Source organism: Vibrio sp. Y29_XK_CS5 (assembly GCF_024181835.1).
GTDB classification, from domain to species: domain Bacteria; phylum Pseudomonadota; class Gammaproteobacteria; order Enterobacterales; family Vibrionaceae; genus Vibrio; species Vibrio harveyi.
The window spans coordinates 1475738-1501573 of the sequence record NZ_JAMZAM010000001.1 but is presented as its reverse complement, the minus strand read 5'-3'; the positions used below and the strand labels follow the sequence as shown (position 1 = coordinate 1501573).

Genomic DNA, 25836 nt, shown 5'->3' with positions numbered 1-25836 from the left:
AGTTTATCTATTGCTTATTTAATTCGGTTATTCAATTACTGGGTAAAACACACGAACAGTACCCATGCTGTTGTTAGCACAAGTAACGGTGTGAACACTTTCTGAATTGAAGCGCCATCGGTTAGGTCATAAATCACGATCGATTCTTTATAGAATGCGCGTTTGAATGAACCAAAGCTGATTTCATTTTTAACGTCAGATTGCTCATAGTGATGACGAGCAGAGTCTGCCATTTGAGACTCTAGATCTTGCATCTCGTATTCTTTGTTAAAAAATGCATCCCACGCCGAAATACGTGCAATAGTTTTTGGCGAACGATTGCCCTTCAGTTTTTCTAGGCGCTTAGCGTATGCAGCTTGATATTTATCCACGATGATTTCCTACATGAATAGACTGTAATGCAGAACACAGCTTTAAATGCTCTGCGCAGTGGTTGTAAAAATTTGAAAATGGGAATCAAAAGGGAATTTTTACATCAGTAGGAAAGTTGTCAGATGAAGAAGTACGGCATTTGATTGTTAAAGAGCGTAAGGAATGTCATCCCTTGTGCTGCGGATAATATGGGCTGCTTTTGAATGCGACAAACAAAAATAATTAGTTAGGACAACAATCAATTTTTGTTGCGGATTGCTTCGTTCTGAGCATGGTAAGTAGTACGAAATGAAAAAACGCCATATATAGCAAGGGATTGAGAGCAAATTAGTAACGAGAGTTTTTTGAGCGTTTTTGGTAGATAACAAAACGATAATTGCGAATGATAAATAGAGATTTTATGTATCAGAGACAAAAATAATGTCCATTCACCGACTTAAGAAAAGCGGAAGGGCGAATGGACATGCTGTTGAATTACAGGCTTTTTGCTTGAACGATCAAGCTTGCCAATTGAGCAAACCCGTAGCCGCCGTTCTCTTGTGTGACATAGTTAGGTTGATGGTTCAGTTTCGCCAATAAAGGGCGAATGTTGTTCACGCCAAAGGTCATTGGCAACCACTCAAACATGCCTTCATCATTGAGTGAATCTCCCACATACGTGATGCGCTCTAAGCTCGGTAATTCGCCGTTATTGAACTGCCTAATGTACGCTTCACCACTTGTACGCTTGTTGTGACTACCGACCCAAGCATTGATGTGAATCGAACTCAATGTTGCATTGACGGGATTAGACTCCACATTCAAATTCATAATATGGTTAAGAATTTCCATTGTCGTGGAAGGGGAAACAGGCGCTCTATCTTGCGCTATGTTCACCGCAACGTCACAGTAGCGAAAACTCTGATCTTGGCTGAACTCGACATTGGGATAGCCTGCCAAAATGCCGGTAATACTTTCTTGTAATGCGCGTTGTTCTTTTCGCATTGCTTCGGCTGGGCGAGCAAAGGTGGTGTGGAATCCTGCCGCGTCTTTTCTCATCCAAAACGCGCCATTTTCACCAATCACCCCATGCAGTGACCACATCTTTGCCATTTGGTCACACCAACCGGCACATGCGCCTGTTACTGCGACCACTTTTACGCCCACACGCTCTAGCTCGGCTAACGCAATGAGTGTTTCAGGTGGCAGTTTGCCTTGCCAAGTCAACGTGTCATCCACGTCGGTTAGCAGCCATTCGATCTGTTTCAGGCTCTTTAACTTGAGCTCTGATAACGGGTTAGGCATTCACCACTCCTTGCTTGTTTACTCTAGGGTTGATTGCTTGTGCTTCGTCACTGACGCCTTGCAGTGATACCGCGGAAGCCAGTGTACTCTCGATACGCTTTTCTGTGTTGGCATCAAATAGGTGGACATGTTTTGGCTTTATGTCTAGACCAAGCTTGTCGCCAATTTGAATTGGCGTATGTCCCTCAACACGAACAACAAGCTTTTGTGAGTCACCACCTTCTGTGCGGCAGTAAAGCAACAGATCGGCACCGAGCGATTCAATCAATTCGACTTCTACTTGCAACCATGGGTTATCTTGGCTGATTTGTAAATGCTCTGGACGAAGTCCTAGCTTTATTTCGCCAAGATCCAAGTTTGTTGTGGAGACAGGAAGCAGCGCGTCACCGATAGTGATGCCGTCAACGCTAACATTGCCATCTAAGATGTTCATGGATGGTGAACCAATAAAGGTCGCGACGAACAAAGATGCAGGGTTGTCGTATATCTCTAGCGGTGTGCCAACTTGTTCGACGTTACCTTTGTTCAAAACAACAAGTTTGTCCGCCAGCGTCATTGCTTCAACTTGGTCGTGGGTAACGTAAACCGATGTCGTCCCGAGGCGACGCTGAAGCTTCTTGATTTCTAAACGCATTTGAACGCGCAGTTTGGCGTCTAGATTGGACAGTGGCTCGTCGAACAGAAACACCTTTGGTTCACGTACAATTGCGCGCCCCATCGCCACACGTTGACGTTGTCCTCCAGAAAGCTGCCCTGGTTTGCGGTCGAGTAGGTGATCCAACTCCAGCATCTTTGCCGCTTCGTGAACCAATCGTTCGATTTCCGCTTTCGGTGTTCTGCGGTTGCGCAGACCGTAAGCCATGTTGTTGTACACCGTCATGTGTGGGTACAAGGCGTAGTTCTGGAATACCATGGCAATGTCTCGCTCGCCAGGTTCGAGATCGTTGACGGTTGTGGTGTCGATCTTAAGCTCTCCTGAGCTGATTTCCTCTAGCCCTGCAACCATACGAAGTAAGGTGGATTTACCGCAGCCACTCGGGCCAACCAACACGACCATTTCGCCGTCGCAGATATTGAGATTAAGTTTTTGGATCGCCTGATAGCCGTTCGGATAACATTTAGCGATATTAGAAAGAGTTAATGTGGACATTTATTTCTCCGAATCTACCAGACCTTTAACAAAGGCTTTTTGCATTGCAATTACCACAATCACGGGTGGCAACATGGCGATAATAGTGGTGGCCATAATTTTGTTCCATTCGATCACGCCATCAACCACTCCAAGCATCTGCTTAATGCCCATCACGATGGTGTAGTACTGCACGTCTGTGGTGATCAAAAGCGGCCACAAATATTGGTTCCAGCCGTAAATGAAGGTGATGACGAATAGTGCAGCGATGTTGGTGCGCGATAGAGGCAACAAGATATCGAAGAAGAACTTGATTGGTCCTGCGCCATCAATTCGTGCTGCTTCCACTAACTCATTCGGCACCGTTAAGAAGAACTGACGGAACAAGAAAGTAGCCGTTGCACTGGCGATCAATGGAATGGTTAAGCCGTAAAATGAGTTCAGCATGTTGAGGTTCGTAATCACCTCAAATGTCGGCATGATGCGCACTTCTACTGGTAACATCAGCGTGAAGAAGATCATCCAGAACGCCAGCATTCGTCCCGGAAAACGGAAGAACACCACTGCATACGCTGACAGGATGGAAATGCTTAACTTGCCGATGGTAATGCACATTGCCATGATGAATGAGTTCAGCAACATGCTACCAATCGGCAATGTATTGTTGTTGTATTGGGTGTCGTTACTCAACAAGTCAGTGAAAACGCTAAAGCCCAAATCGCCAAACCACAACGGTGTACCAGTAGCGAACGCGCTGTTCTCATGTGTGGTTGCTACGATCGCAATCCAAACGGGAAGCGCAATCGAAATAATGCCAAGAATTAAAATGACATGACAAAACAGATTAAAAAACGGTCTTCTTTCTACCATTAGTACGCCACCTTCTTCTCAACATACTTAAATTGAATCACGGTTAGGGAAGCCACCAAGATCATCAGGATGACGGATTGCGCTGCTGATGAGCCTAAGTCCAGACCAATAAAACCATCGTTATAGACTTTATAAACCAAGGTGGAAGTGCTGTTACTCGGACCGCCTTGTGTCATCGCATGGATGATGGCGAAGGTATCGAAGAACGCGTAAACGAAGTTCACGACCAACAAAAAGAAACTGGTTGGTGAAATCAGCGGGAAGCTAATGGTGATAAAGCGTTTGATTGGACCACTGCCGTCAATGGCCGCGGCTTCGTGCAGAGACTTGGGTACTGATTGAAGCGCCGCAAGGAAGAACAGAAAGTTGTAGCTGATTTGCTTCCATGTCGAGGTGATGATCACCATCCACATAGCATGGGTGCCATTGAGCGTTGGATTCCAGTCTACGCCAAACAGATTCAACAGTTCGGTCATCACACCGATGGTTGGATCGAATAGAAATAGCCATAGTGAACCTGCGGCAACCGGAGCCACCGCATAAGGCCAAATCAAGAAAGTGCGATACATGGTCGCGCCACGGATGATTTGCTCGGCAAAAGCGGAAAGGATCAGCGCACTGACCAGAGCAAGCACCGCAACACTGATGCTAAATTGCAGCGTGGTCATTAACGAATCTAGGTAAAGTGGATCATGGAAGAGCGTTTCAAAGTTCTCTAAACCCACAAACTCACGGCTCATACCGAAAGCATCTTCAAGTTGTGAAGATTGGAAAATGGCTTGTCCTGCCGGCCAGATGAAGAACACCAAGGTGATCACCAACTGAGGCGCAATCAGCGCAACCGGAAGCCATTTGTGTTTAAAAACAACAGGTGAGGACATACAAATACCAAAATAAAACAGGCAAGGTGTGTAAACGAATTCCCCACCCATGATGGGCGGGGAGAGTGCTTCTCTGAGTACCTACTGGAATAAGACTCGGTGCATCATTGTTCGTTATTAAGGTTCGTTATTTCTGTGTGCGCTCAAAGCGACGTAGCTGCTCGTCACCACGACGAACCGCATTATTTAGCGCAGCTTGTGCCGTTGCTTTACCTGCCCAAACCGCTTCCAGTTCTTCGTTGATGATGCCGCGAGTTTGCAGGAAGTTACCAAAGCGAATACCTTTCGAGTTTTCCGTTGGCTTTGTCGATGTCATTTGCAGAACGGCTGTGTCGGTGCCTGGGTTCTTAGTGTAGAAGCCTTGCTCTTTCGTTAGCTCATAAGCCGCTTTAGTGATTGGTAAGTAACCAGTGAATTGGTGCCAATCTGCTTGAACTTCAGGGCTTGAAAGGTAAGAGAAAAACTTCGCCACGCCTTTGTATTCTTCGCTTGAGTGACCACGAAGCACCCAAAGAGAGGCTCCTCCGATAATGGTGTTTTGTGGCTTAGATACTAGCTCTGAATTGTATGGCAATTGTGCTACGCCGATATCAATGCCTTTCATGTTCTCTTTGATGCCCGCCAGACCTGCGGAAGAGCCCATGGTCATTGCACACTCTTGGGTGTAAAACAGTGGCATACCATCAGACTGACGACCACCGTACTTAAAGATGCCTTCTTTCGACCATTTACCCATCTGTTCGATATGATGTACGAACGCTGAGTCATTGAACTTGAATTTTGTGTCTAAGCCAGCAAAGCCGTTGTTGTTATTGGCAACAGGAACGTTGCTACGCGCACCAAAGTTTTCGATTTGAGTCCATGATTGCCAGGTTGTGCTGAAACCACATTTCGCACCAGACGCCAGTAGTTTACGAGACACTTCTTCCATCTCTTTCCACGTCTTAGGTGGATTTGCTACGCCTGCCTTCTTAAACATGTCTTTGTTGTAATAAAGCACAGGAGTGGAGCTGTTGAATGGCAGTGAAAGCATGTTGCCTTCATTGGTGGTGTAGTAACCCGTTACTGCCGCAAGATAATCATCTGGATTAAACGACTCTTTGGTGTCTTTCATCAATTGATAAACGGGATAAATCGCTTTATCTGCCCCCATCATGGTCGCCGTGCCCACTTCGAACACTTGCACGATAGCTGGTTGCTCTTTCGCTCTGAATGCGGCGATTGCACTGGTCATGGTTTCTGCGTAGCTGCCTTTGTAAACTGGCTTGATCTCGTATTCTGATTGGCTTGCGTTAAAGTCTGCGGCAATTTCGTTGACCTTTTTACCTAGTGCGCCACCCATTGCGTGCCACCACTCAACCTCTGTTTTTGCTTGTGCTTGCGTGCTGATGAATGCCGCTGCAATTGCAAGTCCGGCGAGGTGTTTAATAGCCATAATGATTCCTTTTCATAGATGATTTGAACAGGTTGTTCCCTTGCAGGTTTTCATTTTGATAATGAATCCGCTTCAAAAAATTCAAATGAACATTAAATGAGCCAAATGACGTTCTAGTTACAGAAAAATGAACTTATTTGAGCATTATTTTCGTCACGATTTTGTAATTAAACCGTCATTGAGGGCTGAGATAGTTCATTTGAAAACAAATGAAAAAGACGGAATAAAAAATGACAATAACGGCACACCGTGGCTTATCCAGTTTGGCTCCAGAAAACACCTTATCGGCAATGCAACGCGCTATTGAGTTTGGCTGTGAATGGATTGAAATTGACGTTCAACTCTGCGCAGACAACATCCCTGTGGTTATCCATGACAAAACCGTAAACCGCTGCACAAATGGTCGCGGTAAAGTGAAAGAGCTGACTTGGCACGAGCTAAGGTTACTTGATGCTGGCTTATGGTTCGGTGATGACTTCGCTGGCGAGCATATCCCGAGCTTAGAAGAGACGCTTGAACTCACCGCAAAGGCTGGCGTGAAGCTCAATATTGAATTGAAGATCTACTCAGGCGATGAAATTGATTTGTTGTGTGAAAAGGTGGCACAGGTAATTGAGCGCTTGGATGTGGATACGGACATGATTCTGTTTTCTAGCTTTAATACGGAAGCTTTGGTGACGATGAGAAACTATCTGCCAGAAGTGAGAAGAGGACAGTTGTGGCAAGAGATTCCTGATGATTTTGCTATCGTGCTACAACACATTGATGCTTACAGCGTGCATTGTGATTACCGTTTCCTGACCGAATCGCAGGCTAAGCAAATCAAGCAGTTTGGCTACCAACTATTTTGTTATACACCGAACTTCCCTCAATTAGTTGAAGCGCATTGGCTGTGGGGTGTGGACATGATGATCACAGACACACCACAGAGTTATAAAGTTGAAGCGACTGCAGTCAGACGAGAAGCAGCATTGAATGAATAACCTCAACGTCCGTCAGCAAAGCATCATTGAACTGGTTCATCAGCAAGAATATTGTGCGATAGAAGAACTTGCTCAGCGCTTCGAAGTCACGACGCAAACCATTCGACGTGACATTAATCAGCTTTGCCAATTAGGACTGACCCGACGCCATCATGGTGGTGTCGGATTGCCTGCTACCTTGAGTAATCGCAGCTATGCTTCTCGCCAAGTCACCAATCAACAAGAAAAGCAGATCATTGCAGATGAAGTGGTCAAAGCCATCCCGAACGGCGCGACTTTGTTTTTGGGTATCGGTACTACCATCGCATTGATTGCAGAGCGTTTAGTCCACCACAGTGAGCTTCGCGTGGTGACGAATAACTTCGAAGCGGCGCACATTCTTTCTCATTTTGAGAACATTGAAACTTGGATTCCGGGTGGGCGTATTCGTACCAATGACCGCGATGTAGTAGATGGTGCGGCGGAGCACTTTTTCGCTCAGTTTTCCGCAGATATTGGCATTATCGGTTGCGCAGGTGTAACCGAAATCGCCGAACTTCATTCCGCGCAGATTAATCTTGGTAGCACTAAAGGGGATACTCATGCTTTTGCGATGGAACATGAGTTGCGAGAAGCCAAAGTGAGCCAAGCGATTTTAGCCAATTCAGAACAAAAGTGGCTGGTGGCAAACAGCAGTAAGTGGCAACGAAGGGCCAATACCAAGGTGGCACCACTCAGTTATTTTGATCGCGTTTTCAGTAACTAAGCTTTTACTTTCCTTGTTTGTCTAGCCCTTAGGAAAATCCGTTATCTATTCAAGTTGGCATGGTGCTTTCTCATCGCGATTCGCTATGCTTAGATAATTGAAATTAAAGAGGTCATGTCATGTTTGAATCGGATAAAACCAAAGTGAAAAACTTGCTTATTGCAACGCGTTTTGGTGTCTCGGCCTCTGAAATGCCGACCATTATTGGTGTGAAGCAAGATAAAGCGCTCAAACTGATTAACGAGCTTAAACAAGAAGGGGAAGACATTCACTCGTTAGGGGAAGGGAATAACCCACAAGAGTTGGTGCTGTATTCGATTGGTGAAATAGATCCTTAATTGAGCCAACAAGAAACACAAAAAAGCCGCCCATCGTTGGCGGCTTTTGGGATGGTTCATTCACGCTATTCGTGAATTGGTACAACTAGAATATCAACCGGAGACTTGTTGATCAGATGTCTTGAGTAAGAAATGATCTTGCTCCAGAAGTCTTGATGGTGACCACAAATCAGCAGATCAACTTCTTGTTCTTTGATAGTCACTTCCAGTTTGTCCGCTAAATCACCAGTGCCTACGAAGAAGTGCTTCAATGGTTGCTCCATGTAATCGCTAAAGGACTTCAAGCACTCCATTGAATGTTCATTCAACGGTCTTTGGTCTGGGTTTGCTTTAATATCGACAAGCTCACGATAAATTTCGCCATGAGTACCATCGATATGAATAAAAGAAATCTCGGCATCGAGATAACTCGCCATAGATACCGCTCGGTCAATCAACACAGTACTCTCATCAGACAGTTCCAGTGCGACTAGGATATGTTTGTATTTCATAACCACGCCCTCTTGTGGAATACACTACCAATAGCATAGTACGCCTTTAACAAAAAATGTGTTGATAAGATCCCGAAATAGCTCAAAGTTTTGGCAAATTATGCTTGTTGCAAATGTTTTGGAAACCATGCTTTTAAGTGATTTAAGAACAAAGATAAACGGTAGGGCACATGCTTACGTGTAGGATACATTCCGTAAATATTGACCAGCGGGAATTCAGCAACACCTTTGATTTCAACAAGAGTATTTTGTTTTAGTTCTTTGTGCACAAACAAACTCGGCATCATAGAGATTCCCATGCCATCTACCATGGCGGCGATTAGAGTATGGGTATCGGAAATGACTGCCGCCCATGGTTGGCGATAGGTGATGCTCTTACCTTCTACCTGCAGCACCCAGTTATCACCGTAACGCGAGCGCCCCATGTGTAAGCAATCATGCTGCTCTAACTCTTTGTAGTGATTTGGCTGCCCGTGTTCAAGGATATAGCTTGGTGCTGCGTACAATCCAAAGCTAGAACTGCCTAGTTTCGTTGCAATATAGGAAGAATCCTGTAAGTCATATGAGAGACGGATAGTTAGGTCAATCTCTTCTTCAATCAGGTTTACGTGACTATTGGACAACACCAAATCAAAGCGGATGTGCTGATAGGTTTGGCGAAATGCCTTAATCGCTTTCATCAGAAAAGGTCCCATTGCATCTGGGGCTGAAAGTCTGATTAATCCGGTTGGATTCAGTTGGTGGGCGCTAGTTAAAGAGTCTTCTAACTGCTCTATGTTTTCAAGAATCGCACGTGACCCCTCGTAATAGGCTCTGCCTCCTGGGGTCAGTTGCATGCTCCGAGTTGTGCGATTAAGAAGTACAAACCCTAACTCGCTTTCCATGGCTGCAATATGTCGCCCGACAATCGCGGGTGTAACACCTAATGCTTTTGCTGCTTTTGCGAAACTGCCTTTCTCTACCACGGTGCAGAGCAGTTGCATGTTTTTGTATTTGTCCATTCGATACTTTTTGTATGTTATGAAGTTACTTTTTACTCAATTGTTTCATTAAAGTATACAAATTATCTTTAGCAACACCAAAGACAAGTAAGACAAAAGGTGTCCTATGAAGATGATTTACCAAGCTATGATTGGCGGGCTTTTGATGAGCTCAACGGTAGCGGCTGAAGCGGTGCAATTTGACCCAACCAAACCAGTGATGATTGAGTTGAAAGATGGTGTTTATCAATACTCGCAGTATTTCTATAACAGCTTAGTCGTTGTAACGCCTGAAGGGGTGATTGTGACGGACCCGTCCGGTGAAGCGCGATCCAAGCAAATGATGCAAGAAATTAGCAAGCTAACCAAGCAACCAGTCAAAAAAGTGATTTATTCACATGACCATTTTGACCACTCTCGCGGTGGTCAGATCTTTAAAGAGCAGGGAGCAGAGTTCATCTCTCAAGAAAAGTGTGTTGAGCTTTTAAGTCGAGACTTAGAGAATCGCGTTGTTCAACCAGATCAAACATATGATGACACCATGAGCGTGAGTTTAGGTGGCAAACAAGTCGATTTGCATTACTACGGTCCTAATGATGGGGATTGCATGAGCATCATTCATATGCCGAAAGACAAAGTCCTACTCGCCGTTGATTGGCATTTGCCGGGTATGGTTAATGAACCACACCGTTTGAATACGCATAACTACGTAAGCATTTTGAATACCTTTGAACGTGCGCGGAATGAATTAGCATTTGACACTGTCATTAGTGGTCATATGCCTGTCTCATCAGCCGAAGCATTTGAAGAAGATTATCAATTTAACAAAGCGCTGTTTGATGCGGTTTGGAGTGGTTTGCAAGCTGGTAAGACTCCAGAAGAACTCAAGCATTCAGTGAAGCTACCAGAGTTCGAACATTGGGTAGGCTATGAAAAAAACCTTCCTGCTCATGTAGAGCGTATGGCTTATTCCATCTGGCATGGAAACTAGGAGGGACAGGAAAATGATGACATTACATACGTTTGATAGCTGTCCTTACTGTACGCGAGTTAAAGCATTAATTGGGTTGAAGAATCTAGATGTTAAGGTCACAACATTCCCATTGGGAGAGCTCGAACCATCCGTCGCAGCGAAACTAGAAAAGTTTACCGTTCCTATTTTGCAGCTCACTTCTGCTGCGGAAAAGCAAACAGAGCTTATGACGGAGAGTCTCGATATTTTTGCTTTTTTGGACCAACTTCCTAGTTCCCTTAACGTCGAGCCTTATTTTAGTCGCTATACACTATCGACCATCGTTCAGGATATGTTGGATGATTTGAAGCCATATACTGCCAAGCTGTGTTATCCGCGCATGCCATTGCTTGGGCTCCCTGAACTCAGCACGGAGTCGGCAATGGCATTATTTGTTCACTCTAGAGAAGAGTATTTAGGTGCTTCTTTAGCTGAGTTGCTGAGCACGACCGAAGATTACTTACCTCAACTTGAGGGCGCACTGCTCAAGATGGTGCCTGAGGTTGATATGATGTCTGTTGTAAACACAACACGAGATCTGACGATTGATGACATCGCGCTGTTTTCGGAGCTGAGAAATCTAACTATGATCGGTGAGCTTTCGATACCTCAGATAATGCGCGATTATTTAGAGATCATTTCACAGCGAACTCAAGTGGCACTCTTTGCTCAAGTTTATGCTGATCGCACGGTGAGGTAGGGGCATGGAGAAGGCAGGTAATAGGCTTTTGCCACTGATTGTTGTTTTCGCTTTAGTACCACTTGGACCTCTTGCTATTGACGTGTATTTGCCGTCCATTCCTCAGATGATGGATGTGTTTGGTGCTAGCGATGGTGATATGCGCCAAACCATCTCTATCTATATTCTTGCTCTGGGGGTGAGCCAGTTATTAGCTGGGCCAATCTCAGACCGATTTGGTCGTCGGTTTTCGGCTGTGCTTGGTACGTTGGTTTACGCGATGGGCAGTATTCTTGCGTCATTGTCACCGAATATGGAAGTACTATATATCGCGAGAGGAATGCAGGGCATTGGGGCTTCCTTTACCATGATCACCGCTATGGCGTGGGTACGAGACAATTACCAAGGAAATGATGCAGGAAGGCTGTTGAGTTACATCGGCGGTGTTACTAGTGCGATTCCAACCATCGCGCCATTGATTGGTAGTGGTTTAGCCATGGCTTGGGGATGGGCTGGTGGCTTCTATATGATGGCAGGGTTGGCACTGTTACTTATGGTGTTAGCGACCGTCGGATTTGACAGCCCAAAGCCAGTTAAGGTGTCGGTTGATATCGAGAACACGGTGGCATTGCGTTGCAATATCAAAGACATTCTAAGTAATAAGAACTTCCAGGTGTTTGCATTGGCAAACCTGTTGAGTTTTGGTGGGCTTTTAACTTATGTTTCTGTCGCTCCAGTAGTGGCAATGCAGCAAGGAGGTTTAAGCCAAGTCGAGTTCTCTATGATGTTTGGCTTGATTGGCGGTTCTCAAATCCTATTTAGTGTGATTGCACCTAAAGTGATGAACAGGTTGGGACGTATTGATACGGTATTAACCGGCACGATCATGGTTGCAATGGCAGGAATAGGCTTGGTATTAATGCCCGAAGGTGAAGTTGGTGGATTTTTCCTGATGGCAGGAATGGCGAGCGGCGGATTTAGCTTGTTGGCTGGCGCAGCGACTTCCATGGCGTTGGAACCATTTCAGTATTGTGCTGGTTTAGCTTCTTCCATTGATGGCTTTTTGAGAATGATGGGAGGTGCAGTCCTCGTCGCTATAGCGAGCGCGTTGAATGTGGATGGCACAACTGCGCTGGCAATAGTGTATATGATGTCACTGTTGTCAACCATGGTCTTGATGATGAGGAAGCGCCAAATCGCTGTAGGCAAAGCTCAGGTCTGATAGCTAAGAGCTGGTGTTAATACCAGCTCAATTCAATCTCTAATGGCATGTCACAGCGTATTCTTTCTCCACACATCTCATCGGATGCGTTGAGGTGAACCAGTTTTGCAGAGGAGTATCCTTCTCCTCGAAAATGGTTCCTTGCCTCGCAAAGGCTGGCAAATTTGAGCGGGCTTTTGTGCTCGTTCAATATCAATGACTTTGTATGGTTTTCTACATTGTAAGCGAGGTAGATACCACCCTCGACCGATTCAATCAAAAGATTCATAGCCGTTTCCCATTGGTGTTTTCACTCTTTGGCTATTACGGCGAGCGATGGATTTTAGTTCACTTCTGATGCTCGATTGCTGCCAACAAGAACTCAGTCACCTCTTGCACGTGTTCCTTTATCTCAGCTTGCGTTGGCTTTTCCATTCCCATTAAAACGCCAGAGCGAATCGACAGTAGCATGCCTGTCCAGAGGCGAATCTGTGTTTCTGGTTCCTTAATATCGAAACGATCTTGGAAGAACTGAGTGAGCTTAGCATCGGTATCGTCCGGACCGACTTCGCGGAAGATCGTCGTGATCTCAGGCGCTTTGGCGCTTTCTGCAATCAACAAGCGGAAGGTCGCCAAGTGCTCATCAGAAAGGTGGAAAGAAACAAAGTGTTCACCAAATGAGTTCAGCGCTTCTCGCAGATCATTCTTTTGTAGGTGAGTAATGAAGCCACCATCCATGTTTTCACCTATCTGGCGCAATGTTGCTTCAAATAGCACTGCTTTAGATGGGAAGTAGCGATACACGGTTTGCTTTGTCATGCCTGCTTGGGCGGAGATTTTATCCATGTTCGCTAACACATATCCCTCGGACAAAAAGTTCTCTTTCGCGGCTTCCAAAATAGCTCGGCGTTTCTTCTCTCGGTTTTGCTCGATCTTGCTCATGCTCAGATTCTCTTGATTTGATAATCATACTATACGGTATGATTTTTGTTGACACAACTCCGAAATTAGAAAATCATACTTACGAGTATGATTTATTTTTTGAGGAGAAAGACGATGACGACGGCATTAATGAATAACCTAAACGCCAAAGGCGCACGCTTTGCCGGGGTGATGATCACCTTGGTTGGTGCACTGCTGATGAGCCTCGACCCAATTTTTATTCGCTTTTCGGGCGTGAGTGGTGTGGATACCGCATTTCTATTTGGCTTGTTTACCGCCATTTCGATGCCAATATTTATCCAGCTTCGCGATGAGCGCGGTCTGGTTCGAGCGGTGAAAGAGAGCGGCTGGCATGTCTTGTTGTCCGGCTTATTGATGCTCGGCAGTGCCGCTGGTTTGGTGATGAGCATTAAGCTCACTACGGTTGCGAATACCTTTGTGATTCTGAGTGCAGCACCAGCTTTGGCTGCATTGTTTAGCTGGTGGTTTTTGGGTGAAGTGACCCAGCGTTCGACGTGGATTGCGATTGTTGCTGTGATGGTAGGTATTGCGATTGTGGTCTCTGGTTCTTTTAAATCGGGTAACTGGATTGGCGATGGCTTAGCAGTGTTTGCTGTGGTGTGTTTGTCGCTCAACCAGGTGCAATTGCGTAAGCATCAGCACGTAAGCCGCATGGCAAGCGTTGGTTTTGGTGGGCTGTTCTTAGCGATGGCAATGCTGTTTTGGGCAACGCCTTCAACTTACAGCGCGAACACTTGGCTGATTATGGGCTTGATGGGGCTGTTTACTGCGCCGTTTGGGCGTGTGCTTTCACAAGTTGCGACTCGTTACATCACTGCACCTGAAGTTGGCATGATTCTGATGATTGAAACCGTGCTAGCACCACTTTGGGCATTACTCTTCTTTGATGAAATTCCTGCAATGGCAAGCATTCTTGGTGGTTCAATCATCTTGGTCACTATTACCATTTACGCTTTTTCAGCGATGAAGTTAGAACAAAAATAGAGGTTGATATGAACACAATTCAAACCCCACAACTTGAGTTTATTGGGCAAATTCGTACGCCATATACTGAGGTTTCTCAGTGCCCAAATAACATTCAGCCACAAGATGGACCTGTGTGTGAAATTCAACTTAAATCTCAGTATTACCAAGGGCTTGTAGGACTTGAAGTTGGACAGAAAATACTGGTTCTGTATTGGCTTTCTGGTGCGAACCGCCAACCTGAAATGATGCAAGGAAAGAAGGGCACATTTGCGTTACGTTCTCCGCACAGACCAAACCCTATTGGCGCGGCGGTAATACCGATTGAGTCTATCGACGAGGGAGTTATTAAAGTGCGTGGTTTGGACTGCTTAGATAGCACGCCTTTGGTTGATATCAAACCTGCAATTTACTTTGAAGCATAGTTCTAGGTTTGTGCCCATGTAAGCGAGGGCACCCAAACGAGCTCTAGGTCTGAAAGCGGCTTGTGACAGAAGTTGCTTGCTTTTTATACAAGAAAACCTTTAGACTTTACCCATCACTTCTTTAGGAGATTACGCCAACATGAACAACTAAACCTGTCATCCAACTCTCATTTTATTTTTTGGATTTACAGGGTTAGTAGGCGTAGCTCACTTTCCGATATTTCTTTGCAGTTACCGTTTTTCTGTTTGAAGCGCTTCTATGGGCGCGTGTATATGCATCGATCTCATCTCTAGATTTATCTCAAGCTACGGCTGTTGTCCCTGTTATACAGGAGGCAAATTATGCCAGTCTTACAGGCTTACAATATCAGCCATCAATTTGGTAATGGCGAAACGCTGTTTCAGCAAATCTCATGTTCTATGACCAAACGTCGTGTTGGGTTAGTCGGACGTAACGGTGTTGGAAAATCGGTGTTTGCATCGATACTCAGCGGTGAGCAAACCTCAACCAGCGGTACGGTCACCTTACCAAGGTCCTTTGCGGTGTATCGCCAGCAACCATCTCACTTGTTGGGGGGAGAGCTTTCGATTGCCCAATTTTTAGCAAAGGACAACGTGCTAAGCGCGCTCAAACAGATCGAGATGGGCGATTGCTCGGAGCATTTGTTTGAGGTGGTGGGTGAACAATGGGATTTGCCCATCCAACTTGCTAGGCAGTTAGAAGCCATGGGGTTGCCGCCACAGCCAGACTTTCCTTGTTCGCAATTGAGTGGCGGACAGTTAGCGCGTTTGCAACTGTGGCAGTTGTTCGACAGCGAAGTGGAATTGCTGATCCTTGATGAACCGTCGAACCATCTTGATACACATGCTAAGCAGTGGTTGATTCATTCGATGTGCAGTTTCTCAGGCGCGGTTCTGCTCATCAGTCACGACCGAGAATTGTTGCGCGAGATGGAGGAAATCTGGGAACTATCCTGTTTGGGCTTACAAGTGTTTGGTGGTAATTACGACGTGTATGCCGAGCAAAAGCGCACCGAACTGCAAGCGGTGGAACGCCAATTAGCTGCTGTCGATAAACAAAAAAAGCAATTGGAAGAGCAAGCTCAGCGCAATCGGGAGAAAGCAGAACAAATAGCGGCTCAAGGTAACAAGCTGAGAAAGGATGGCAGTCAGCCGAAAATCTTACTGGATGGAATGAAAGACAAAGCCACAGCCCGAGCCGCCAGTCGTAATAAAAATGAGCAACTTCGCCAAGCGCATCTGCAAGAGAAAGAGCAAAGCTTGCGAGTGCGCAAAGAGCAAATCAAAGGGCAAAAGTTGTATTTGGCAGACAGTCAAAACCGTTCACGAAAAGTTGTGTCGCTTTTAGAAGGCATGTTGCCATTTGGGTCGGCTCAACCCATCACTGCGCAAGTTCATGCGGATGATAAATTGCATTTATTGGGCAAAAACGGATGCGGTAAATCGACCTTACTGAAAACCCTCTTGGGGGAGTTCTCACTGCAAAGTGGTGAGCTACAAATCAATACGCCGCTTTATTATCTCGACCAGCACTTTGGTGCGATACAGCCTGAACTCTCCATGTTGGAAAACCTAATGCAACATTGTGAGGGGATGAAAGAAAGCGATGCCAGAACATTACTAGCAGGCATTGGCTTTCGCCGAGACAGTGTCTTTCGTTTGGGCAGCGTATTGAGTGGCGGCGAGAAAATGAAGCTTGCGATGCTGATTGTTAGCCATCAACCAACTCAGCCTTTGTTGCTCTTGGATGAGCCAGATAATCACCTCGATTTGGATTCGAAAATCATGCTCGCTCAGGCGCTAAGCGCTTATCGAGGAGGCTTTGTTCTTATCAGTCATGACCAAGATTTTGCCGCGGAGTCGGGTGTGTCTCGAAGCATTGAACTGAGTTAATGCAAGTCGGTCTATAAACCGAGGTTTGTCTATCTCACGGAGGCAAAGTGAGTCACTTTGTCTCCGTGGATTCACAGCTTTATTCAGACGATTAGAATCATTTCTCTAATATAGGTAAGATGCTTGGTGCATTACATAAAACAAAAACAGAAAAGGAAGTCTATGAAAAAGAAAACCTTAGCACTGGTGACCGCGTTTGCGATGACGGGCATATTGCCGAGTGCTTATGCCGAAGACTCAACAAAGGAGTTGGTTGAACACGTACACAAAATGGCGGTGAAGTACCCAACGACAAAGAAAGTCGATGTAGTGGACGAGTATTTTGGTACCAAAGTCAGTGACCCATATCGCTGGTTAGAGGACGACCGCAGTAAAGAAACGGCGGATTGGGTCAAAGCGCAGAACCAAGTCACGTTCGATTACTTGGCGCAAATTCCTTATCGTCACCAGATTGAAGAACGCTTAACTCAGTTGATGGATTACGAGAAGTTAGGGCGTCCATTCAAAGAAGGTAAATACACCTATTTCTACAAGAACGACGGTTTGCAAAACCAAGACGTGCTTTACCGCCAACTTGATGATGGCAAGCCTGAGGTTTTTCTCGATCCAAATACCTTTAGCGAAGATGGTACGACCTCGTTGGCGAACGTGAGCTTCACCAAAGATGGTTCTTTAGTCGCTTACAGCATTTCAGAAGGCGGTAGCGACTGGCGCAAAGTGATTGTGCTTGATGCCGAAACCAAAAAGCCTGTCGGTGAGACGCTAGTGGATATTAAGTTCAGCGGCGTAAACTGGCTGGGGAACAAAGGTTTCTACTACTCAAGTTACGACAAGCCAGAAGGCAGCGAGCTTTCGGCAAAAACCGACCAACACAAGCTTTACTATCACGAGCTAGGCACTAAGCAGAGTGAGGATAAGCTTATCTTCGGCGGTACAGAGGAAGAGAAGCACCGATACGTTCGTGGTTACACTTCGGACGACCAACGTTACCTGTTTATTTCGGCAAGTACTTCAACGTCTGGCAATAAGCTGTTCTTCAAAGATTTGACCAAGCCAGACAGTCCGCTGCAAACCATTTTGGATGACACCAATTCTGATACTTGGGTGATTGATAGCAAAGGCACCAAGCTGTATTTGGTCACCAACTTAGATGCACCAAATAAACGAGTGGTGACGGTGGATGCGAGCAACCCTGAGCCGAAGAATTGGAAAGATTTAATCCCTGAAACTGACAACGTGCTTAGCCCATCAACCGCGGGCGGTTATCTATTCGCAAGCTACATTGTTGATGCCCTTTCTATGGTCAAACAATACGACATGGACGGCAAGTTCATTCGTGAAATCAAGCTGCCAGACATCGGCAGTGCTTACGGCTTTTGGGGTAAGAAAGAAGACGCTGAAGTCTACTACTCTTTCACCAATTACAAGACACCAAGCACGACCTATCGTTTAGACATCAAAGACGGTGATAGCGAGGTTTACCACAAATCGAACTCACCATTCGATCCGGCACAATTTGAATCTCGTCAGGTGTTCTACAAATCGAAAGACGGTACTAAGATTCCAATGATCATCACCTACAAGAAAGGCACTCCGATGGACGGCAGTGCGCCAACGATCTTGTATGGTTATGGTGGTTTCAATATCAGCCTAACACCTTACTTCAGCCCAAGCCGAGCGGCATGGTTGGAAATGGGTGGTATCTACGCTGTCGCGAACATTCGTGGCGGTGGCGAGTACGGCAAAGAGTGGCACAATGCCGGCACCAAGTTAGAGAAGCAAAACTCGTTTGATGACTTTATTGCCGGAGCGGAGTTCCTTATCGATAAAGACTACACCTCGTCAGAAAAGCTCGCTATTAACGGTGGCTCGAACGGCGGCTTACTTGTTGGTGCGGTGATGACGCAACGCCCAGAGCTGTTCAAAGTGGCACTGCCAGCAGTGGGTGTATTGGATATGCTTCGCTACCACACCTTTACAGCAGGAGCTGGCTGGGCTTATGACTACGGTACAGCAGAGCAAAGTAAAGAGATGTTTGATTACCTCAAAGGATACTCGCCAGTTCATAACGTAAAAGCCGGCGTTAAATACCCGGCAACCATGGTGACAACGGGTGACCACGATGACCGTGTGGTCCCTGCGCACTCTTACAAATTTGCGGCTGAGCTACAGTCGAAACAAGCGGGTACAAACCCAACTTTGATTCGAATCGAAACCAATGCAGGTCACGGTGCAGGCACTCCGACTAGTAAGGTTATCGAGAAAACTGCCGATGTTTACAGCTTTACTTTGTTCAATATGGGTGTTGAAAAGCTGTAAGTGAAAGGGCGAAATAAACAAAGGGCTTAAGCTCATTCGCATTGGGATTAAAACGCAGTCTTCGGGCTGCGTTTTTTTGTTTCTCTCAGCCAAATAAAAATAAGGTTATAACGCATATAACCATAGGTGATAGAACTTCCTATTATGCTTCCACTTAGTTTTATACAACGTTGAATAGTCCGTCCTTACTTATCCAAAGTTTGTTTACTTACCTGTTCTTTGAAGGGGATTGGATGACGTATGTACACCCAAGTAACCTCATCCTTCGGGAGCGCACTACCTTGAAGTCACTTGGGTATCGTTAGCTTAAGTGGAATAAATATAATATGAAAAATCTTACCAAATTCGTTGCTGTGGGGTCCCTCCTTTCATGTGCAGCAGCTCAGGCTGGAGGCTTGTACTTGTACGAGACTTCTACCACAGATATTGGTTTAGCCTCTGCTGGTATGGCAGCGCGAGCGCATGATGCCTCAGTAATGGCGGCTAACCCCGCAGGTTTATCCAATGTAGCGGGTCAATCTTTCTCTGGTCATCTGATTAGCTTGTATGGCGATGCAACGCTAGACACCATCGATGGTGGAGATGCCGGTAATATCATAGGTTACGTGCCTCTTGGCTCAGCCTTCTATAGCCAACAGGTAAACGACAAGTGGACTTTAGGCATTGGTATGTATGGGAATTATGGTCTGGGATTGGAATATGACCAGCTTTTTAACCGTATCGATATTCCTAATGCCATCACTCAAGCCGTAACGGTTCAGCCTTCTGTTTCTTACCGTATCAACGAACAGTGGTCTGTGGGTGCTGCGCTTGGCGTTCACTACGGGATTCTTGATATGGATGTAAAAGTGGACGGAACTTCGCTAGCCGGTGGTATTGAAGATACCGATGTCCAAGTGAATGGTCGTGTTGGCGCGCTTTATGAGCTGAACTCGGGCACACGTTTAGGTTTATCTTATTCTAGTGAAGCAGAATTCGACTTCGCAGATAAAGACCTGACAACCAGCGCAGTGTTACCTCAACAGGTAGTATTTAGTGCTTATCATGAGCTAAACGACAAACTTGCCCTTATGGGTAACTTGAACTGGCAAGATTGGAGCGCGTACGACACCTTGATGGGAGTGGAAACACAAGATACTTATCAAGTCGCGATTGGATCCCAATACAAGATCAACAGTAAGGTGACATGGAATGCGGGTTTTGCGTTTGATACGAGTATGTACGCAGATCAGTCAAACGGTGACCTTACGATTCCTGCTGGTAAATCTTATCGTTTGGGTACTGGTTTTGATTACAAGATTGATGAAGCAAGCTCGGTATCTGTAGCATTTGAAGCAATGCTAATTGATTCATCTGAAATCAAATTGGCGGGCATTCCCGTTGCGAACTTTGATGACCCAGCGTTGTATTTCCTAAGTGTCGGTTACAACTGGAAAAACCAATAAATCAGTTTAAAACAACGGTAAGCAGGTGTTCGCTTACCGTTGTTTTATTGTTATTGATTGTTCTCGAGTTTTTCGCGGTATTGTTCTTGTAGAATGTACATGCGTTTTACGTCACGATAGCTGCCGTTGATAAAGAACTCTTGCACCAAATGCCCCTCTTCAATAAAGCCGCACTTTTGATATAGGTGAACGGCTTTTTCGTTGTCTAAAGCAACCAAAAGATAGATTTTGTGCAGGTTAAGAATCGAGAACGAATAATCCAAAGCTCGATTGATGACCTCTTCCGCGTAGCCACGTCCTTGATGGTCTGGTGCGATGATGATTTGAAATTCTGCACTACGGTGAATGTAATTAATCTCTATTAACTCTACCAAACCAATTAATACACCATGTTCATCTTCTACGACAAAGCGGCGCTCAGCATCATCGTGAATGTGCTTGCGGTAAAGTTCCTCTAATTCATCATGGGATTCGTACGGCTCTTCAAACCAATACGTCATAATATTGCGGTTGTTGTTGAGGTCGTGAATAAAGCGCAGGTCTGAACGTTCTAAAGCACGAATAGTGAGACCATTTTTCATCGTTTATCTCCAGAGAGCAAAAGCATAATCAAAGGTAATTATGATTCCTCCATCTTAGCTCATTAGGGGGAAATCTCCCCTTTACTTCTCTGAGTTTAAGACGGTAAAAGCGATCTTCGTCATACCCTTACAATCCCTTTAAATATAAGGACTTTGGTAATAATAAAAGTTAATCATAACGACAAAAAACCTGATTAGTTTAAGGGTGCGATTTCAGATTAAATACCGCCAACGACTTAAGGTCATAATCTACATACACAAGGTATTAAATATGTTTTCAATCGGTGACGTAGTAGTAGCTACTAAAGGTATCGAGCTAGGCGAAATGGTTGTTACAGGTCTAAGCAGCGGCGGTTTTTACGCGCACGTTAAAGCTGGCGAAAAAACGCTAACTTACCCAGCTAAAGATCTTAAGAAAGCATAATTTAATTTGCTGACTTGCGAAAAAGGTAGCTCACGAGCTGCCTTTTTTTGTGCCTACAATTCCTTCCTAAATTCCTACTTTATTTCCCTCTGATTTATTTTTATTCAATTTTGATTCATAGTGGTTCTACCCAAGTAACCTCGAGATGCTAGGTTCAGCGAGAATGACTTGGTTTGTAGACGCGGCGGCGATTTAAAGATCTAGTCATTCTAAATCAAGAATCGGCAACAAAGTATACAAGCCAAGGCAGCTCGCCCTTTGGGAGCGTGTCATTGACCCGATTGCTGCGTCAAACAACTTGGAAAGAGCTAGCTATTACACTGCGTTGTTTTCCTTACTCTCGAATCAATGACAGCGCTCTGAATCCTGCATCTTGAAGTCACTTGGGTATATATACCATTTTTGACTCATATCAATAAAAGCTTTGGTTTTAAGTTGTTGTTTTTATGTTGTATTTTTTACTTATCTCCACAAGTGTCTGTTTTTATAAACTTTAGATGTTAAATTAGTTGCTCATCTAAATATTCGATTAATATCAATTCCTTTTTCCCATTTTTAAATATTTGGGCATTTCAATAACTTTCGCCTTAACTGATTTAGGGGAACAGTTATGAATAAAAAGAAAATAGCACTAGGGATCGTGGGAGTTGGTTTGGTGGCTTACTTCGGTACCGTTTACATGGTGAACCAAGACGATAAAAAGGTAGCTCAACAGAATCTGACGCAATTTAGCTCGTTAGATCAATCTACGTTGGATTACCAAGCAATGAAAGTACTGGCAGACAAAGGCTGCGGTTACTGCCATACACCAAATAGCGAAATGCCTTTCTACTCAGAAATGCCAGTCGCGAAACAGATAATGGAAGCGGACGTCAAAGTCGCGATGCGCCACTTTGATATGACCAATTTGTTTGATGACGTGAAGCAAAGTAACCCGGTGTCTGAGGTTGCGCTTGCTCGACTTGAGAAAGTGCTTTACGACGATTCCATGCCGCCAGCGATTTACCTGACCATGCACTGGTCAGCAAGCATGTCAAAAGATGAAAAGCACACGCTGTTAAAGTGGATTCGCGAAAAACGATCAGAGCGTCATGCGCAATCGCCTGTATCTGAAGAGCGTAAAGGCAAAGTCTTACAGCCAATTTACACCACGTTTGAAACTGATGCAGATAAAGCTGAGTTGGGTAAGGTGCTTTATCATGACACGCGATTGTCAGGAGACAATAGTGTCTCATGTGCATCATGCCATAGCCTTGATACAGGCGGCGTGGACCGACTAGTAACCTCTGTTGGCATTCATGGTCAAGTCGGTGGTATTAACGCGCCAACTGTTTTCAATGCCGTGTACAACAAACTGCAATTCTGGGATGGTCGTGCTGCAGATCTGCAAGATCAGGCTGGTGGTCCTCCATTTAACCCAATTGAAATGGGCTCTGTGGATTGGGATGAAATTGTCGACAAGTTAAGCCAAGACCCAGAAATGGTCGCAATGTTCAAAAAGGTTTATTCAGGTAACATCAATGGCAACAACATTACGGACGCGATTGCCGAGTTTGAGAAAACGCTTACCACACCAAACAGCCGTTTCGACCAGTATTTGATGGGTAATACGGATGCACTGGACTCACATGAGAAATATGGTTTGATGTTGTTCAAGAAATACGACTGCCAAACCTGTCACGCAGGTGAAGCCATGGGTGGTGAAACGTTTGAAACCATGGGTATGAAAGCCGATTACTTCGCAGACCGTGGCACAGAAATGACCGATGCAGATCTTGGCCGCTACAACTTCACTGGCAATAAAGAAGATAAGCATAAGTTCAAAGTGCCAACATTACGCAACATTGAACTGACGCCGCCATACTTCCATGATGGTCATGCGGATACGTTAAACAAAGCCATCTACGACATGGGTAAGTATCAAGTCGGTGTGGAGATGTCAGAACAAGAAGTTGACGCTATCAAAGCCTTCCTCAAAACCTTGACGGGTGACTATGAAGGCCGCCCATTGAGTTAAGCTTAAGTAATATGCCAAAGCGAATCTTTGATAAAAGATAGCTCCCACACTTAAGACCACCTTGAACTGAGGTGGTCTTTTTTATGCTCCGAACTCAACCAAATCAGCACTTTAGTGATTGGTTTGTCGACCCTTCTAGATGATAATGACGCCTTAATTTCATCCATATAAAAAGAACGAAAAATATTATGAAAGTGATAGTTAAGAACGCACAAAAACAACACGCTCAAGGCATTACCGAAGTATTGAACCCAATTATCGAAGAGGGCTTATATACGATTCTCGATACCACCTTTACGACAGAAGAGGAAGAAAGCTTTATTGATAGCTTTCCTGAAATGGGCGTATTTAATGTGGCATTGAACCTAATCGATGAGAGTGAAGAAGAGGGAACTGTGCTGGGTTTCCAAAACGTAGAGCCTTTCGCCAGTTATACCAAGGCGTTTGCGCACGTTGGTATTATCGGTACCTTCGTTGATGCAAAGTATCGTCGCCAGGGTGTGGCTTCGGCTCTGTTTACCGCTACCTTTGCTGATGCGAAATCGAAAGGTTATGAAAAGCTGTTTGCGTATGTGAGAGAAGACAACCCTAACGCACTTGCCACGTATCTAAAACATGGTTTTGAAGTAGTTGGTACGGCAAAGAAGCACGCCAAGATTAACGGTCAGTATATCAATGAAGTTCTGATTGAGAAGTTTCTCTAACGCTTAGAAGGAAAGCAAGATGCACAATATGCATAAGTCAGCAGGTATCATCATTAAAAACGGCGCACTTCTGGTGTTACGTTCAAAAGGCAAAGACACCTTCTACGCGCCAGGTGGCAAACTTGATAGTGGCGAAACTTCAGAGCAAGCATTATGTCGCGAGCTACATGAAGAAGTGGGGATTAAGGTAACGGAAGAGAACTTGGTATTGTTTGGGCGATTTGAAGCACCAGCGCACGATAAAGACGGCATTACTTTGGTCATGGATGTGTTCTTCGTTAGCGATTACTCGGGCGAGGTGGTTGCCAGTAATGAAATCGAAGAGTGCCAATGGATAGATTCTTCAAACGTCGATGACGTCGTGATAAGTACGATTTTTCGCAATAACGTATTCCCTCAGTTGGTGGAACAAGGACTGGTTAAATAGCGCATCCTTGAGTCACTGATAGAAAGTAACACGCCCGTAATGTGAGAGCATTACGGGCGTTGTCTTTCGAGCTTTGTTCTAATCGTTATTCAGATAATCGATTTGAATCAGCCATTGTTTGGCAGAGCTGTCAAACTTGCCTCCAAGTAAAGATTCCAATAATGATTTTGCTTGTCGATACTGATGCAATTCAAAATGAGCAATTGCCTTAAGCAGTTGCCACCTCTGGTTCTCTGGTTGCTGCTTAATTTGTTGCTTTAATAGCGGGACGGCTTGCTCCCAGCGTTGTTCTGAATAAGCCAGCTGTGCTTTGATGGCTAATGAACTTGCTTGAGATAACGAGTCTAACAACTTAATTGCCTGATCACGCTGACGGGATTTTAGCAGCGCGTGAAGTTTCAACTTGTTGACCTTCTCTTGGTATTCTGAAGAAGGCGTATATTCACTCAAAGTGTGATAAGCAAGAGCCGGAGTTTTAGCTTCAAGTTGCAGCTGCGCAAGAAGAATTCGTTGCGGCTCGGTGAGTTTATGTAAATCTTTAACGACGAGAAGTGAGGCAACTGCCTTCGCATTCTGCCCATAGTGAATGTGTGATTGAGCCAAACGCGACCAGAATTTATCTTGGTTTGGATAGAGCTCGGTTACTTTCAACAGCAAGGCATACTCTTTTTCAAATGCTTCTAATCGTTGATAGCTTGCTAAAAGTAATTGATAACGTTGCTGTGTAGCGTCGAGCTTTACTGCAGCTTTCATAATGGTTGCAGTTTCTTGCCACTTCTCAAGCTGATAAGCACTATGTCCTGCGATGGTGCTAACCTCAGCAATTAGTGCGTCCGTCAGTTTGACTTGTCCTTTTTCCAGCTCTGATTGGTAGAGTTTTTGCCATACTGCGAATTGGCTCAATACATCGAAGTAACGTTGGTTTTGATAATTGAGCTGCACGGCGAGACGAAGGAGTTGTTCACGATTAGCGGAATTCCTTGTTAGTGTCAGCAATTCGTTTGTTCTGTCGAGGGCACACGACAACATTTCTAGCTTTAAGCAAGCTTGTAAATAAAGGCTTTTTGTCAGTTCTTGAGTTTCCGCATTACTACCTTGGTGGTTATCGTGAAATCGTGCAAAGGCATTTATCTCGAAGTCGTCACTCTCCAAAAAACGGCTTAATTTCTGGTATTGCTCAAATGTCTCAATGTCCACTTGTGCATGCGTTGTAAAGCTGAGAAAGGCTAAGCAGAGCAGGGCTGTAAATCTCAC

The 25836-nt window shown here is 45.0% G+C and carries 27 protein-coding genes; 15 read left to right on the top strand and 12 right to left on the bottom strand.

What is annotated here, in order from left to right; all coding sequences use genetic code 11:
• Positions 1–35: 35 nt before the first annotated feature.
• The 6 genes from NL647_RS06750 to ugpB all read right to left on the bottom strand — a co-directional run bounded on the left by NL647_RS06750 (position 36) and on the right by ugpB (position 5971).
• Positions 36–371, bottom strand: coding sequence for a hypothetical protein (locus NL647_RS06750; protein ID WP_005452650.1), 336 nt, complete (start codon positions 369–371; stop codon positions 36–38).
• Between the two features lie 475 nt (positions 372–846).
• Positions 847–1656 (bottom strand): HAD-IIB family hydrolase, encoded by an 810-nt coding sequence (locus tag NL647_RS06745; protein WP_253649872.1) that lies wholly within the window; start codon positions 1654–1656, stop codon positions 847–849.
• Positions 1649–2806, bottom strand: coding sequence for a sn-glycerol-3-phosphate import ATP-binding protein UgpC (locus NL647_RS06740; protein ID WP_253649871.1), 1158 nt, complete (start codon positions 2804–2806; stop codon positions 1649–1651). The genes NL647_RS06745 and NL647_RS06740 overlap by 8 nt, the downstream gene beginning before the upstream one ends.
• Positions 2807–3655 carry a sn-glycerol-3-phosphate ABC transporter permease UgpE gene (gene ugpE, locus NL647_RS06735; protein ID WP_038897840.1) on the bottom strand — a complete coding sequence of 283 codons (849 nt, stop codon included), beginning with the start codon at positions 3653–3655 and terminating at the stop codon, positions 2807–2809. It abuts the gene before it with no gap.
• Positions 3655–4536, bottom strand: coding sequence for a sn-glycerol-3-phosphate ABC transporter permease UgpA (gene ugpA / locus NL647_RS06730; RefSeq protein ID WP_253649870.1), 882 nt, complete (start codon positions 4534–4536; stop codon positions 3655–3657). The genes ugpE and ugpA overlap by 1 nt, the downstream gene beginning before the upstream one ends.
• A 127-nt stretch (positions 4537–4663) precedes the next feature.
• Positions 4664–5971: a sn-glycerol-3-phosphate ABC transporter substrate-binding protein UgpB gene (gene ugpB, locus NL647_RS06725; RefSeq protein WP_253649869.1), complete on the bottom strand. Its 1308-nt coding sequence runs from the start codon at positions 5969–5971 to the stop codon at positions 4664–4666.
• 230 nt (positions 5972–6201) lie between these two features.
• Here ugpB and NL647_RS06720 point away from each other — a divergent pair, with 230 nt between their 5' ends.
• The 3 genes from NL647_RS06720 (at position 6202) to NL647_RS06710 (ending at position 8037) form a co-directional block, all read left to right on the top strand.
• Complete coding sequence (locus NL647_RS06720) at positions 6202–6954, top strand: glycerophosphoryl diester phosphodiesterase (protein WP_009697071.1); 753 nt, start codon at positions 6202–6204, stop codon at positions 6952–6954.
• Entirely contained in the window at positions 6947–7699 is a 753-nt protein-coding gene (locus NL647_RS06715) for a DeoR/GlpR family DNA-binding transcription regulator (protein WP_009697072.1), read from the top strand. Before NL647_RS06720 ends, NL647_RS06715 begins: the two co-directional genes overlap by 8 nt.
• 119 nt (positions 7700–7818) lie before the next feature.
• On the top strand, positions 7819–8037 hold the full coding sequence (locus NL647_RS06710; protein WP_009697073.1) for a hypothetical protein: 219 nt from the start codon (positions 7819–7821) through the stop codon (positions 8035–8037).
• A 65-nt stretch (positions 8038–8102) separates the two neighbouring features.
• Here NL647_RS06710 and NL647_RS06705 read toward each other — a convergent pair whose 3' ends face one another.
• The gene (locus NL647_RS06705; RefSeq protein ID WP_049537950.1) at positions 8103–8528 is read right to left on the bottom strand and encodes a universal stress protein; all 426 of its coding nucleotides are present in this window, start codon (positions 8526–8528) and stop codon (positions 8103–8105) included.
• A gap of 98 nt (positions 8529–8626) precedes the next feature.
• The gene (locus tag NL647_RS06700) at positions 8627–9529 is read right to left on the bottom strand and encodes a LysR family transcriptional regulator (protein ID WP_017818559.1); all 903 of its coding nucleotides are present in this window, start codon (positions 9527–9529) and stop codon (positions 8627–8629) included.
• 106 nt (positions 9530–9635) lie between these two features.
• Between NL647_RS06700 and NL647_RS06695 the strand changes: the two genes are divergently transcribed.
• The 3 genes from NL647_RS06695 to NL647_RS06685 are packed head-to-tail and all read left to right on the top strand — an operon-like array spanning position 9636 to position 12421.
• On the top strand, positions 9636–10499 hold the full coding sequence (locus NL647_RS06695; RefSeq protein ID WP_239924260.1) for an MBL fold metallo-hydrolase: 864 nt from the start codon (positions 9636–9638) through the stop codon (positions 10497–10499).
• A 13-nt stretch (positions 10500–10512) separates the two neighbouring features.
• Positions 10513–11220, top strand: coding sequence for a glutaredoxin 2 (gene grxB, locus NL647_RS06690; RefSeq protein ID WP_253649868.1), 708 nt, complete (start codon positions 10513–10515; stop codon positions 11218–11220).
• A gap of 4 nt (positions 11221–11224) precedes the next feature.
• Complete coding sequence (locus NL647_RS06685; RefSeq protein WP_047513985.1) at positions 11225–12421, top strand: multidrug effflux MFS transporter; 1197 nt, start codon at positions 11225–11227, stop codon at positions 12419–12421.
• A 16-nt stretch (positions 12422–12437) separates the two neighbouring features.
• Here the strand turns inward: NL647_RS06685 and NL647_RS06680 are convergent, their stop codons facing one another.
• Both NL647_RS06680 and NL647_RS06675 read right to left on the bottom strand, forming a co-directional pair.
• Positions 12438–12689, bottom strand: coding sequence for a DUF6482 family protein (locus NL647_RS06680; protein ID WP_253649867.1), 252 nt, complete (start codon positions 12687–12689; stop codon positions 12438–12440).
• A 59-nt stretch (positions 12690–12748) separates the two neighbouring features.
• Entirely contained in the window at positions 12749–13342 is a 594-nt protein-coding gene (locus NL647_RS06675; protein WP_253649866.1) for a TetR/AcrR family transcriptional regulator, read from the bottom strand.
• 114 nt (positions 13343–13456) lie between these two features.
• Between NL647_RS06675 and NL647_RS06670 the strand changes: the two genes are divergently transcribed.
• The 5 genes from NL647_RS06670 to NL647_RS06650 all read left to right on the top strand — a co-directional run bounded on the left by NL647_RS06670 (position 13457) and on the right by NL647_RS06650 (position 20429).
• Positions 13457–14347: a DMT family transporter gene (locus tag NL647_RS06670; RefSeq protein ID WP_253649865.1), complete on the top strand. Its 891-nt coding sequence runs from the start codon at positions 13457–13459 to the stop codon at positions 14345–14347.
• Positions 14348–14355: 8 nt separating this feature from the next.
• Positions 14356–14751 carry a tRNA (N6-threonylcarbamoyladenosine(37)-N6)-methyltransferase TrmO gene (gene tsaA, locus NL647_RS06665; RefSeq protein ID WP_005452613.1) on the top strand — a complete coding sequence of 132 codons (396 nt, stop codon included), beginning with the start codon at positions 14356–14358 and terminating at the stop codon, positions 14749–14751.
• A gap of 342 nt (positions 14752–15093) precedes the next feature.
• A complete protein-coding gene (locus tag NL647_RS06660; RefSeq protein WP_253649864.1) occupies positions 15094–16665 on the top strand; it encodes an ABC-F family ATP-binding cassette domain-containing protein in 1572 nt (523 codons plus the stop codon).
• A gap of 162 nt (positions 16666–16827) precedes the next feature.
• Positions 16828–18984 (top strand): prolyl oligopeptidase family protein, encoded by a 2157-nt coding sequence (locus NL647_RS06655; RefSeq protein ID WP_253649863.1) that lies wholly within the window; start codon positions 16828–16830, stop codon positions 18982–18984.
• A gap of 326 nt (positions 18985–19310) precedes the next feature.
• Complete coding sequence (locus NL647_RS06650; RefSeq protein WP_253649862.1) at positions 19311–20429, top strand: OmpP1/FadL family transporter; 1119 nt, start codon at positions 19311–19313, stop codon at positions 20427–20429.
• A gap of 50 nt (positions 20430–20479) precedes the next feature.
• Here NL647_RS06650 and speG read toward each other — a convergent pair whose 3' ends face one another.
• Positions 20480–21010: a spermidine N1-acetyltransferase gene (speG, locus tag NL647_RS06645; protein WP_005452602.1), complete on the bottom strand. Its 531-nt coding sequence runs from the start codon at positions 21008–21010 to the stop codon at positions 20480–20482.
• Between the two features lie 271 nt (positions 21011–21281).
• On the opposite strand from speG, the gene NL647_RS06640 reads away from it, so the two are divergent.
• From NL647_RS06640 to NL647_RS06625, 4 genes are all read left to right on the top strand, one after another.
• Entirely contained in the window at positions 21282–21434 is a 153-nt protein-coding gene (locus tag NL647_RS06640) for a hypothetical protein (protein WP_005452601.1), read from the top strand.
• A gap of 610 nt (positions 21435–22044) precedes the next feature.
• Positions 22045–23451, top strand: coding sequence for a cytochrome-c peroxidase (locus NL647_RS06635; RefSeq protein WP_017189522.1), 1407 nt, complete (start codon positions 22045–22047; stop codon positions 23449–23451).
• A gap of 188 nt (positions 23452–23639) precedes the next feature.
• A complete protein-coding gene (locus tag NL647_RS06630; RefSeq protein WP_050922842.1) occupies positions 23640–24155 on the top strand; it encodes a GNAT family N-acetyltransferase in 516 nt (171 codons plus the stop codon).
• 28 nt (positions 24156–24183) lie between these two features.
• A complete protein-coding gene (locus NL647_RS06625; protein WP_367618291.1) occupies positions 24184–24582 on the top strand; it encodes an NUDIX domain-containing protein in 399 nt (132 codons plus the stop codon).
• 78 nt (positions 24583–24660) lie between these two features.
• On the opposite strand, the gene NL647_RS06620 is transcribed toward NL647_RS06625, so the two are convergent.
• Complete coding sequence (locus NL647_RS06620) at positions 24661–25836, bottom strand: tetratricopeptide repeat protein (RefSeq protein WP_253649860.1); 1176 nt, start codon at positions 25834–25836, stop codon at positions 24661–24663.